The 12059-nt window shown below is 71.7% G+C and carries 10 protein-coding genes and 2 tRNA genes; 7 read left to right on the top strand and 5 right to left on the bottom strand.

The features are described from left to right. Nucleotides 1-58 precede the first annotated feature (58 nt). The 3 genes from OHA84_RS14545 to OHA84_RS14535 all read left to right on the top strand — a co-directional run bounded on the left by OHA84_RS14545 (nucleotide 59) and on the right by OHA84_RS14535 (nucleotide 2605). Nucleotides 59-652 (top strand): lytic polysaccharide monooxygenase, encoded by a 594-nt coding sequence (locus OHA84_RS14545; RefSeq protein WP_266974091.1) that lies wholly within the window; start codon nucleotides 59-61, stop codon nucleotides 650-652. A 26-nt stretch (nucleotides 653-678) separates the two neighbouring features. Then, on the top strand, nucleotides 679-2355 hold the full coding sequence (locus OHA84_RS14540; RefSeq protein WP_266971382.1) for an AMP-binding protein: 1677 nt from the start codon (nucleotides 679-681) through the stop codon (nucleotides 2353-2355). Between the two features lie 176 nt (nucleotides 2356-2531). Beyond that, a tRNA-Lys gene (locus tag OHA84_RS14535) sits at nucleotides 2532-2605 on the top strand. A gap of 112 nt (nucleotides 2606-2717) precedes the next feature. Here OHA84_RS14535 and OHA84_RS14530 read toward each other — a convergent pair. Continuing rightward, nucleotides 2718-3476, bottom strand: coding sequence for an IclR family transcriptional regulator (locus OHA84_RS14530; protein ID WP_266947583.1), 759 nt, complete (start codon nucleotides 3474-3476; stop codon nucleotides 2718-2720). Between the two features lie 247 nt (nucleotides 3477-3723). On the opposite strand from OHA84_RS14530, the gene OHA84_RS14525 reads away from it, so the two are divergent. From OHA84_RS14525 to OHA84_RS14515, 3 genes are all read left to right on the top strand, one after another. After that, nucleotides 3724-4851, top strand: a complete 1128-nt coding sequence (locus tag OHA84_RS14525; RefSeq protein WP_266947582.1) for an LLM class flavin-dependent oxidoreductase — start codon at nucleotides 3724-3726, stop codon at nucleotides 4849-4851. Between the two features lie 252 nt (nucleotides 4852-5103). After that, nucleotides 5104-6810, top strand: coding sequence for a glycosyl hydrolase family 18 protein (locus OHA84_RS14520; protein ID WP_053674637.1), 1707 nt, complete (start codon nucleotides 5104-5106; stop codon nucleotides 6808-6810). Nucleotides 6811-6929: 119 nt separating this feature from the next. Beyond that, nucleotides 6930-7361: a PPOX class F420-dependent oxidoreductase gene (locus OHA84_RS14515; protein ID WP_053674638.1), complete on the top strand. Its 432-nt coding sequence runs from the start codon at nucleotides 6930-6932 to the stop codon at nucleotides 7359-7361. A 10-nt stretch (nucleotides 7362-7371) separates the two neighbouring features. Here OHA84_RS14515 and OHA84_RS14510 read toward each other — a convergent pair whose 3' ends face one another. After that, entirely contained in the window at nucleotides 7372-9150 is a 1779-nt protein-coding gene (locus OHA84_RS14510) for a bifunctional diguanylate cyclase/phosphodiesterase (RefSeq protein WP_266971385.1), read from the bottom strand. A 439-nt stretch (nucleotides 9151-9589) separates the two neighbouring features. On the opposite strand from OHA84_RS14510, the gene OHA84_RS14505 reads away from it, so the two are divergent. Beyond that, nucleotides 9590-10825, top strand: a complete 1236-nt coding sequence (locus tag OHA84_RS14505; RefSeq protein WP_266947580.1) for a M6 family metalloprotease domain-containing protein — start codon at nucleotides 9590-9592, stop codon at nucleotides 10823-10825. A gap of 76 nt (nucleotides 10826-10901) precedes the next feature. Here OHA84_RS14505 and OHA84_RS14500 read toward each other — a convergent pair. The 3 genes from OHA84_RS14500 to OHA84_RS14490 all read right to left on the bottom strand — a co-directional run bounded on the left by OHA84_RS14500 (nucleotide 10902) and on the right by OHA84_RS14490 (nucleotide 12058). Continuing rightward, a tRNA-Lys gene (locus OHA84_RS14500) sits at nucleotides 10902-10975 on the bottom strand. Nucleotides 10976-10986: 11 nt separating this feature from the next. Then, on the bottom strand, nucleotides 10987-11547 hold the full coding sequence (locus OHA84_RS14495; protein ID WP_266971387.1) for a bifunctional DNA primase/polymerase: 561 nt from the start codon (nucleotides 11545-11547) through the stop codon (nucleotides 10987-10989). A gap of 163 nt (nucleotides 11548-11710) precedes the next feature. Further along, on the bottom strand, nucleotides 11711-12058 hold the full coding sequence (locus tag OHA84_RS14490; protein ID WP_053674645.1) for a hypothetical protein: 348 nt from the start codon (nucleotides 12056-12058) through the stop codon (nucleotides 11711-11713). Nucleotide 12059: the final 1 nt, after the last annotated feature.

Below are 12059 nucleotides of genomic sequence, written 5' to 3'. Positions count from 1 at the left end.
TGCGCACGCTCTCGCCAGACTCCCCCCACGTCCAAGGAGCATCATGCGTTCCTTCCGCATGCCCAAACGAGCCGGCGTCACGGCCCTCGGTCTCGGCCTCGTCGCCGGCGCCACCCTCCTCGGCACCCCCACCGCCAGCAGTCACGGATACACCGACACCCCCATCAGTCGCCAGAAGCTCTGTGCCAACAAGACCGTCTCCAACTGCGGCCAGATCCAGTGGGAACCGCAGAGCGCCGAGGGCTTCAAGGGCTTCCCGGCCGCCGGACCGGCCGACGGGAAGATATGCGCGGCCGGCAACGCCCAGTTCGCCGAACTCGACGACCAGCGCGGCGGGACCTGGCCCGCCACCCGCGTCAACAGCGGTCAGAGCTACGGCTTCCGGTGGCAGTTCACCGCCAACCACTCCACCACCGACTTCAAGTACTACGTCACCAAGAACGGCTGGGACCCCACCAAGCCGCTCACCCGGGCCGCCCTCGACCCCCAGCCCTTCCTCACGGTCGCCTACAACGGCGCCCGCCCCGCCATGACCACCGTCCACCAGGGCGCCATGCCGAGCGGGAAGACCGGTCGGCACCTGATCCTGGCGGTCTGGACCGTCAACGACACCCCGATGGCCTTCTACTCCTGCTCCGACGTTCAATTCTGACGTAACGTCAGCTAACCTCCGGCGGCATGCGGACGACGACCACACCCGACACCGTCGCGGAGCTCATCGCGCGCCAATGGGGCGACCACCGGCCCGGGCTGAAGCACGAGCACGCCGTCCTCAGCCGCCACCGGACCGCCCAGGAGGCCGCCGCGCGCGCCGCGCTGCTCGTCGACCTCCTGCCGCCGGAGGCCGAGCCGCACCTGGGAGTGCTGCTCGACAACACCCCGGAGTTCCCGTTCTGGCTCGGCGCGGCGGCCCTCGCGGGGGCCGCCGTCGCCGGGATCAACCCGACCCGGCGCGGCCCCGAACTGGCCCGCGACATCCTGCACACCGACTGCCGGATCCTCGTCACCGAGCGCGCCCACCTGCCGCTGCTGCGCGGCCTCGACCTGCCGGGCGTACGGATCCTCGTGACCGACACCGAGGAGTACGCGCGACTGCTGGCGCCCTACGCGGGAGCCAAGCCGGGGGAGGCCGTACTCTCCGGCGGCCCCACCCCCGCCTCCCGGATGCTCCTCTACTTCACCTCCGGCTCCACCGGCGCCCCCAAGGCCGCCCTCTGCACCCAGGGCCGCCTGGCCGCCGCCGGAACCGCGCTGGCCCGCCGGTTCTCGGTCACCCCCGACGACGTCCACTACGTCTGCATGCCGCTCTTCCACGGCAACGCGGTCATCGCCGACTGGCTGCCGGCGCTGGCCGGCGGCGCGTCCGTGGCCCTGAGGCGGCGCTTCTCGGCCTCCCGGTTCCTGGACGACGTACGGGCCTACGAGGCCACCTACTTCACCTACGTCGGCCGGGCGATCCAGTACCTCCTGGCCACCGAGCCCCGCCCCGACGACCGCGCGCACACCCTGCGGCTCGGCTTCGGCACCGAGGCCGGCGCGGTGGACGCCGCCCGCTTCACCGAGCGGTTCGGGGTCCGCCTGGTGGAGGGCTACGGGGCCACCGAGGGCGGCGCGTCCGTGGTCCGCACCCCCGACACCCCGCCGGCCGCACTGGGCCGCGCCGGCGCCGGGGACGACCTCGTCGTCGTCGACCCGCAGACGGGCAGGCAATGCCCGGCGGCCGTCCTCGACGGCTCGGGCCGCCTCCTCAACGGCCGCGAGGCCATCGGAGAACTCGTCAACCGAGGCCGCGGCCTCTTCGAGGGCTACTGGCGCAACCCCGACGCCGAGGCGGCGCGCACCCGCGACGGCTGGTACTGGACCGGAGACCTCTTCTTCCGCGACGCCGCCGGATTCCTCTACTTCGCGGGCCGCACCGACGACCGACTGCGGGTCGACAGCGAGAACCTCGCCGCGGCCGTCATCGAGAACGTCCTCGCCCGATGGGAGGACGCGGCGGCCGTGGCGGTCTACGCCGTGCCGGACGAGGTCGCGGGCGACCAGGTGATGGCGGCCGTCGCCCTCCGCCCGGGGGCGACGTTCTCCCCGTCGGCGTTCGCCGCGTTCCTCGCCGCGCAGCCCGACCTGGGCACGAAGATGCCGCCGCGCTACGTCCGGGTGGTCCCCGAGATGCCGACGACGGCGACGAACAAGGTCCACCGCGTGGCCCTGCGCCGCGCCGGCTTCCGCTGCCCGGACCCGGTCTGGTGGTCCCCGCCGGGCGAACCGGGTTACCGGCCCCTGGACGCCCAGTCCCTGGCCGCCCTGCTGTCCTCCTACGAGGCCCAGGGCCGGTCCGACCTCCTGGACCGCTGACCCGGGCACCGCGACCGCCCCGAGGGTGTGGCCGGCGTCACCGCCCCCGGGCCGCCCCGCCGGGGGCCCATGGCGCGGCCCGGACCCCGGGGCCGGCGTGAGCGCGGGGTCCTCGCGCACCTCGGGGGTAATGGTTTTGAGCACTCCCGGGGACCGGGTAGTATTTTCTCTGTCAGGCGCCGCTAGCTCAGTTGGTTAGAGCAGCTGACTCTTAATCAGCGGGTCCGGGGTTCGAGTCCCTGGCGGCGCACTTGTACTTCGGGCGGTTTCCGGTTCACCGGGAACCGCCCGAAGTGGTTTCCGGGCCCCGGCGCAACGGCCCGAGCGGCCTTCGGGGTGCTCGTCCCCGGGTGCGCGGCCCGTCAGAGCGTGAGCGACAGCAGCAGCGGCGCGGCCTTCCGGTTCAGCGTCTCCGCCGCGGCCCGCAGCCGGTGCGCGTGCTCGACCGGCATCGACAGGGCCAGGCAGCCCACCGAGGCGCCGGCGGTGATCGGTACCGCCGCGCAGACGGTGCCCACGGCGTACTCCTGGAGGTCCAGCACGGGCACGGTGGCGGGCTGGCTGTCCAGCTTGGAGAACAGCACGCGCTCGTTCACGATCGTCTTCGAGGTCAGTCGGGCGATCTTGTGCCGGGACAGGTGGTCCCGTCGACCGTTCTGGTCGAGCTGGGTCAGCAGGCACTTGCCGACCGCGCTGGCGTGCGCCGCCGAGCGGAAGTCGACCCACTCGTGCACCTTCGGGGTGCGCGGACTGTCCGCGAACTGGGTGATGCGGACCTCGCCGTCGACGTAGCGGCTGATGTAGACCGCCGCTCCGACCGAGTCCCGCAGTCGGTCCAGGGTGTCCTGGAGCTTGTCCTGGAGGGCCTGCTGCCGGTCGACGCCGGAGCCGAGGAGGACGAGGGAGTCCCCTATGGCGTAGGCGCCGTCGGAGACCTGGAGCACGTACCCCTCCCGGCGCAGCATGAGCAGCATCGGGGACAGGTGGGCCGAGGGCAGGCCTGTCTCACGCGCTATCTGTGCGTCGGTCACACCGCCGGTGTGCCGGGCGATCGTTTCGAGTACGCGAAGGGCGTACTGCACCGAATGGAACGGCGCGGTCGGCTCGGGCTTCAGCGCCACGGTTTTCCCCCTACCAGGTTGTTACCGCTTGCTCCCCCACGATAGCCATCAAGAGGCTTGTGTGGAGCGCCTGTTGAAGAGATTGATGGCTCAATCAAGTCCCTCTGCCTGGACCTACCCGCCTGGCATATGCCAGAGGCATGGCCGACTCGGCGGCCCGTCGGGAATGCCCCGGCCCCCTCGATGGTTCGGATTCCTCGTACGGACATGCAGGAAGCCGCGAGGGCCGCACGGGACGGGAGCGACGATGAATGACGCCGGGGACGAGGGAATCAGGGCAGCCGGGACGGGAGGCACCGCGGATCCGATCCGGGGGACCGTACGGGGGAGCGCGCCGGTCCCGCTCTCGGTGCTGGACCTCGTCACCGTCGGGGCCGGCAGCACCGCCCAGGCGTCGCTGCGCACCAGCGTGGCGATCTCCCGGCTGGCCGAATCCCGGGGGTTCCACCGGCACTGGGTGGCCGAACACCACTCCATGCCCGGCGTGGCCAGCTCCTCCCCGGCGGTGATCCTCGCCCACCTCGCCGCCCACACCTCCCGGATACGGCTCGGCTCGGGCGGGGTCATGCTGCCCAACCACGCCCCGCTGGCCGTCGCCGAGCAGTTCGGCACCCTGGAGGCCTTCGCCCCGGGCCGGATCGACCTCGGACTGGGGCGCGCGCCCGGCACGGACCCCCGTACCGCGGCCGCGCTGCGCGGAGCCGGACGGGCGGACGACGCCGCCGACGGATTCCCCCGGCAGTTGGGGGAGCTGATCCGCTTCCTCGACGACGACTTCCCCGACGGACACCCCTACGCCCGGGTGCACGCCGTGCCCGGCCCCGTGCAGGGCCCCGCCGGTCGACCGCCGATCTGGTTGCTCGGCTCCTCCGGTTTCAGCGCCCGCCTCGCCGGCGAGCTCGGCCTGCCCTTCGCGTACGCCCACCACTTCTCGGCGGCCGGCACGATTCCCGCGCTGGACCTGTACCGGCAGAGCTTCCGACCCTCGGCCGTGCTCGACGCCCCCTACGCCCTGATCGGCGCCGCGGCCCTGGCCGCCGACACCGACGAGGAGGCCCGGGCGCAGGTGCTCACGGGCGCGCTGTCGATGCTGCGGCTGCGCGGCGGGCGACCCGGGCTGGTCCCGACGCCCGAGGAGGCGGCCGCGTACCCCTTCTCGCCGCTGGAGCGGGAGTTCGTGGACGGCTGGCTGGCGAACATCGTCCACGGCACCCCCGACGAGGTCCGCGAGGGACTCGACGACCTGGTGAAGCGGACGGGCGCGGACGAGCTGATGCTGACCGCCAACGCCCACGGCGGGGAGGCCCGGTTGCGCTCGTACGGGCTCATCGCAGATGCGTACGGCATGCCGACGCAGGACTCGAACCCCGCCTGAGCGCACAAGAACGGGGTTTGGCTGGTTTGTTGCCAAAACCTTGCCCGCACATGGCTTAGTGCAGCCTTAAACCGCTCGTCACCCGGGGTGGCGAGCGGTTCTGCGTATGCCATCAGGTCTCTGACGAGGCCTTTTGGCGCCTGAGTGGTCTAGTCCTTCTTTGGTCCAAACCATTGACTGGGGGCCGGGGTGATCGCTATCACTTCTCTCACCTGAAGCTGATGCCCCCCTCCCACCCCCCGGAGTCAGTTCATGCACATCCGTAAACCCCTCGTCGCGGCCGCCGCCACGGCCGCGCTGGCAGCCGGAGCGCTGGCCGGCTTCGCGGGCCTCGGTACCGCCCAGGCCGCGGGTTCCGCGAGCACGGCGAGCGCCGGCGGCGTGAAGATCGCGTACTACGACCAGTGGAGCGTGTACGGGAACGCCTTCTACCCGAAGCACCTCGACACCCGCGGCATCGCGGGCAAGCTGGACGTGATCAACTACTCGTTCGGCAACATCCACCCCACCAACCTCACCTGTTTCGAGGCGAACAAGGCGGCGGGCGACGACAACAACCCCAACGCCGGTGACGGCGCGGGCGACTCGTACGCGGACTACCAGAAGTCCTTCAGCGCGGCCGACAGCGTCAGCGGGGTCGCCGACAAGTGGGACCAGCCGATCGTCGGCGTCTTCAACCAGTTCAAGCAGTTGAAGGCCAAGTACCCCCACCTGAAGATCAACATCTCGCTGGGCGGCTGGACCTACTCGAAGTACTTCAGCGACGCGGCCAAGACCGACGCCTCCCGCAAGAAGCTCGTGTCGTCCTGCATCGACCAGTACATCAAGGGCAACCTGCCGGTCGAGGGCGGCTACGGCGGCCAGGGCGTCGCGGCCGGCATCTTCGACGGCATCGACATCGACTGGGAGTACCCCGGCTCCTCCGGCGGTCACCTGGGCAACCACTACGCCCCCGAGGACAAGCAGAACTTCACGCTCCTGCTCAAGGAGTTCCGCAGCCAGCTCGACGCCTACGGCGCGGCCAACGGCGGCAAGAAGTACCTGCTGACCTCCGCCCTCCCGGCCGGCCAGGACAAGATCAAGTACATCGAGACGGACAAGATCGGCGCGTACCTCGACTACGCGAACATCATGACGTACGACATGCACGGCGCCTGGGACAGCGACGGCCCCACCTACCACCAGTCCCCGCTGTACTCCCCGGCCGGCGACCCGACCGACCCGATCGCCCCGGGCACCCAGAAGTACAGCATCGACAACGCCATCGACTCCTGGATCGACGGCAACCCGGCCTACGGCATCACCGGCGGCTTCCCCGCCAACAAGCTGACCCTGGGCTACGAGTTCTACTACCGCGGCTGGAAGGGCGTCCCCGCCGGGGCGAACAACGGCCTCGCCCAGTCCGCGACCGGTGCCTCCGGCGCCCGGCCCACCAGCCAGCAGGCCGGCATCGCGAACTACAAGGAACTCGGCGGCCTCGTCGACAACCCGGCGAACACCTTCTGGGACGACCAGGCCAAGGCCTCGTACTTCTACAAGGACGGCGAGTTCTTCACCGGCCTCAACCAGAAGTCCATCCAGGCCCGGGTCGACTACGGCAAGCAGCGCGGCCTGGCCGGCGCGATGATGTACTCCCTCCTCGGGCTGGACAACAACACCACGCTGCTGAACCAGATCTCGGACGCCCTCGGCGGCACCACCCAGCCGCCGACCACCCCGCCGACCACACCTCCGACCACTCCGCCCACGACCCCGCCGACCACGCCCCCGACCACGCCTCCGACGACGCCGCCCACCGGCTGCGGTTCGGTCCCGGCGTACGTCGCGGGCACGGTCTACACCGGCGGCACCGAGGTCTCCCACAACGGTCACAAGTGGAAGGCCCAGTGGTGGACGCAGAACGAGGTGCCCGGCTCCACCGGTGAATGGGGTGTCTGGAAGGACCTCGGCGCCTGCTGATCCCCCCACCCCGCGCCGAGCGCCGGCCGCCCCCGCCCCCTCCCGGGGCGGGGGCGGCCGTGTTCCGCGCACCGGCGCGCCGGGAACAACCCCCGACCGGTCTCGGGTTGACTCCGGACATGACTGCCACGCCATTCGAACCGCGCGCGCTGCTCGCGGGGAGCCGACTCGGTGTCCTCGCCACGATCAAGTCGAGCGGCCTCCCCCAACTCTCCCCCGTGATGCCCTTCTACGACAGCGAGTCGGGCCTGCTGCACGTCTCGATGACCGAGGGGCGGGCCAAGACGGCGAACCTGCGCCGCGACCCGCGAGCCGCCCTGGAGGTCACCGCCCCCGACGGCCGCTCCTGGGCCACCGCCGAGGGGCCCGTGACGCTCGTCGGCCCGGGCACCGACCCGCACGGCCCCGAGGTCGACGCGCTGGTGGACTACTACCGCCTCGCCGCCGGCGAACACCCGGACTGGGAGGAGTACCGGTCGGTGATGGTGTCCGACCGCAGGGTGCTGATGACGATGACGGTCGAGCGCGTGTACGGCGAGAAGCTCGGCTGACCGCGCGGTCCTAGCCCTCGGCCCCGGGGCGCGAGCCGATCATCTCGGCGATCCGTTCCGGGGCCACGGCCCGCGAGTACAGCCAGCCCTGGCCCGTGTCGCAGCCCACGCGGCGCAGGCGCGCCGCCTGGCCCGCGGTCTCCACGCACTCGGCGGTGACCGTCAGGCCCAGCCGGTGGGCGAGTTGGACGAGCGCCTCGACGATGGTCTCGTCGGCCGGATTCGGGTGCGAGCCCTCCTCGTAGCGGAACCCGCGGACGAAGGAGCCGTCCAGCTTCAGCACCGACACCGGCAACCGGCTCAGGTAGGCCAGGTTCGAGTACCCGGTGCCGAAGTCGTCGATGGCGATCCGCACGCCCATGTCGCTCAGCGCCTGGAGTGCCTGCAACGGCCGGCCCGCCGAGCCCATCACCGCCGACTCCGTCAGCTCCAACTGGAGCAGTTGCGGGGCCAGTCCGGTCTCGGCGAGGATCTCCGCGACATCGCCGACCAGGTCCGAGTCCCACACCTGGCGCACCGCGACGTTGACGGAGACGAACACCGGCGCGTCACTGGGCTGTTCGATCTGCCAGCGGCGCGCCTGCCGGCAGGCGGTCCGCAGCACCCACTGTCCCAACGGGACGATGGAGCCGTCCTCTTCGGCGATCCCGATGAACCGATTCGGCGTCAACATGCCGAACTGCGGGTGGTTCCAGCGCACCAGGGCCTCCACCCCGCGCACCGTCCCGCTCTCCAGGTCCACCAGCGGCTGGTACTCCAGTCGGAACTCGTCCCGCTCCACGGCCGGTCGCAGCGTCGAGGACAGGGCCTGCCGGGTCATGCGGTGCGCGTTGCGCTCCGGGTCGAAGAGGGTCCAGCGGGCCTTTCCGTCCGCCTTCGCCCAGTACAGGGTCGTGTCGGCGGCCTGCATCAGCCCCGTCGCGGAGGTCCCGGCCGCCGCCCGCTCCACCACGCCGATCGACGCGGAGACCGACAGTCGCTGACCGGCCAGGTCGAACGGCTCCTGTACGGCGTTCAACACGCTCCGCGCCAGGTCCGCGAGTTGCTCGGTACCGGTGGAGTCCTCGACGAGCAGGGCGAACTCGTCGCCGCCGAGCCGGGCCACCAGGTGCCCGCTCGTGCGCCCGTACCCGGACTGGTCGGCGCACTGCGTCAGCCGGGCCGCGACGGCCGCCAGCAGCCGGTCCCCGACCCGGTGGCCCAGGGTGTCGTTGACGGCCTTGAACCCGTCGAGGTCCAGGTAGCACAGCCCGATCCGACCCGTGCCGCCGTGCTCGTACGAGGAGTGCTCCAGAGCGGCGGAGAGCCGTTCGAAGAAGAGCGTCCGGTTGGGGAGTCGGGTCACCGGGTCGTGCATCTGGAGGTGGCGCAACCGGGCCTGGAGGTCGCGCCGGTCGCTGATGTCGGCGACCGACAGCAGGACGTCCCCGCTTCCGGGGACCGGCCCGAGGGTGACCTCGGTCCACAGCGAGTGTCCGTCGGGGTGTTTGAGGCGGCGGGTGCAGCGCAGTCGGGCCTGCCGGCCGCGGAGCACCTCCTGGTAGGCCTGCCAGGTGCGGGCCTCCGCGGCGAGGTCCACCAGGTCGGCGGCGGACCGTTCGACGAGCGCGAGCGGTTCGGCGCCCAGCAGCGCGGCGAGTGCCTCGTTGGCGGCGACGACGTGCCCGCTGCGGTCGACGACGGCCATCGCGAGATGGGCCGCGTTGAAGGCGGCCTGGTAGTCGCGTGCCCCGGACGCGCGCGGGGACCGCGGGGCCGACGCGGTGGCCGCCGCGGGTTCGCTCGACATGCCGGGCACTGCCGGCACTGCCGGGTGACGCTCCGTAGTGGCCGATCGGATGCGGTCGGCCGCCGAACCGGTTCCCTCTGAGGTTCCGCTCACCGTTGGCTCCCGCAGTGCTCGTGAGTGTCCGTGCAGGAAAGTGTGCCGATCATAGAGGCTGCCGGACGGCCCTATCCAGCGGCGTCGCCGTACGGAGGGCGGTGGTTCGCGGTGATGACGGATCGCCGGCCGATCGACGCGTGATCGTTCCTGCGCGGCTGTGAACGCCCGGGGGTCGCAACTGATCTCCCGTGACCGGTCGTGACGTTCTGTAGGCGCGTCCGTGAAGTCCGGGGGTCACCGACTTGACGTATCGCTCACTCGTGTGGGGCAGCGGAACAGGGCATTGGTAAGACAATCGCCTCAAGGTGGATGGAAGGGTACAAATCCACCACCGGAGGTCGATGTGCCGCGACAGCAGACACCCGGGGGAGTGGACCGCTCCCGCATCCGAAGTACGGCGGCCGTCGTCACTTCCATGGCGGCGCTCGCCGCGATGTCGCTCGTCGCCACCCCCGCGGCGTCCGCCTCCGGCGCCGGTCCCTGCGCGCTGACCCGTACGGCGGCGCACCACTCCCTCGGGCTGGACACCTGGAACGGCGCCTACCCCAGGCCCGAGCGCACCCTGAACGCGGTCATGGTCTTCCTCTCCTTCCCCGACCATCGCACCGCCGTCACCCCCGAGCAGCTGACCGGCGACTACTTCCCCGCCACCAGCGAGTTCTTCCAGCGGGCCTCGTACGGGCGCTTCCGGCTGGTCCCGCACCCGCGGAGGCAGTGGATCCGCATGCCCAAGCCGTCCACGGCGTACGGCATACAGCGCGACTGGGCCCCCGAGGACCGGGCGGCCTACCTGCGGGACGCCGTCGCCACCGCCGACCCCGAGGTGGACTTCAGTCAGTACGACGTCGTGTACTTCGTCGCCGACCCGGACGCGCCCGGGGTGGACTCGGACGCCACGAAGGTCGTCAACTTCGACCGGCCCATCCGGGCCGACGGCACGGACCTGCGGCGGATCGTCACCGTCTTCGAGCAGCACCCGCCGGACCGCAACGTCCTCGCCCACGAGACCGGGCACGTCTTCGACCTGCCCGACCTCTACCACCGACCGTCCGACGGCAAGGGCGACTGGGACACGTACGTCGGCGACTGGGACGTCATGGGCAGCCAGTTCGGCATGGCCCCGGACCTGTTCGCCTGGCACAAGTGGAAGCTGGGCTGGCTGAGCCCCTCCCAGGTCGACTGCGTGCGCTCCGGCTCCTCGCTGCACACCCTGCAACCGCTCGCGGAGGGCGTGCCCAACGGAGGTACCGGCGGCACCCGGCTGGCCGTGGTCCGCACCGGCCCCGGCAGCGCCATCGCCATCGAGGCCCGGGGCTCCGCCGGCAACGACGGGGACACCTGCACCGAAGGCGTCCTGATCTACCGGGTCCGCAACGAGCCGGCCTCGGGCGGCGGGCCGATCGAGGTACTGGACGGGCATCCGGGCACCGAGGCCTGCTGGGACCGGTCCGTGTACCCGCCGCTGGCGGACGCCCCGCTGGAGGTCGGCGAGACGTTCACGGTGCCGGGGGAACGGATCCGCATCGAGGTGGCGGACCGGACCCAGTCCGGCGCGTACACCGTGAAGATCACCACGTAGCCGCGCGGGCCCCGGTCCGAAGGGCATCGCGGGCACGAAAAAGGCCCCCACTCGCGTGGGGGCCTTTCTCCGTCTGTGCGCCGCCAGGGACTCGAACCCCGGACCCGCTGATTAAGAGTCAGCTGCTCTAACCAACTGAGCTAGCGGCGCTTGGTGACGAGCTAGACATTAGCATCAGGATCGGCCGAACCAAAAATCGATACCTGCAGGCGGGCGGCGTGCAGGAAGGCCCAGAGCAGCGAATCGGCGCCCGGCAGCCAGGGCCGCCGGGAGTCCGGGGCCACCAGCCAGCGGGACGGCCCCGGAGAGGGCGCCAGCGGGGGCACGGTGACCGCGTCGCCCCGGCCGTGACAGAGCGGGGCGGCCGTGCTCTCGCCCCACTCCTCCCAGGCGAGCAGCGCCGGCAGCCGCTGGGCGGTGCCCGGCGCGGCGAAGAGCAGCGTCCGGCCGCGGTGCACGGCGGCGGGCCCGGAACCGGGCCCCTCGGCCCACAGCAGGTCGAGCATGCGGCGCCCGAGCACGAGCGGGACGTTGACGACGTCGAAGGCGGTCCCGCAGGGCAGCGCGGCCGGAGCGGCGGGCCGCGCCCGCCACGCGGCGAGCGTGTCGTGGGGCAGGGCGCACGCGGAGGCGAGCCAGGCCGCGCCCTCGGAGGTGACGAGGGTCGCGGACGCGGGGGAGGTGCGGACTTCGAGGGCGGCGCAGCCTGTCAGAGTCGTCATGCCCCCAGGTCTACCGGGGGTAGCCCGACCAATCCGGGGAGTTACCGGAATCCGGGACAGGGGCGACCGGCCGGGGGTATGGTGCGCCCCGCATATGCCAGATGTGACGTGCGCCGCACCCGGATCCGGATGCGGCGTACGGCCGGCCTCGGTTCGCCAGGGCCTAGGGGCCGTCCGGGTGGCCGTCCCGCAGCAGGGTCTCGCCGAACTCGATCATCTTGACCGCGTAGTCCTCGGTCCACTCCGCCTGCTCCGCGATGGCCGCCGCGGGCAGCCGGTCGAACCGGCGCGGGTCGGCCAGCTGCGCCGCGGCGACGGCCTGGAACTCCACCGCGCGCTCCTGGGCCGCCCGGAAGGCCAGCGTCAGCTCGGTCGCACGGGTCAGCAGCTCCCGCGGGTCGTCCATCGACTCCAGGTCGAAGAAGTGCTCCGGGTCCGTTGCCACCTCGGAAGGCTCGAAGAGCAGCGGCGCGGGCCGCAACCTCCGCTCGGTGCGCTCGGGCTCTGCCATG

Source organism: Streptomyces sp. NBC_00513, from assembly GCF_041431415.1.
GTDB lineage: Bacteria > Actinomycetota > Actinomycetes > Streptomycetales > Streptomycetaceae > Streptomyces.
The sequence above is the reverse complement of the archived record's forward strand: the minus strand, read 5'-3'. Positions and strand labels throughout refer to the sequence as shown.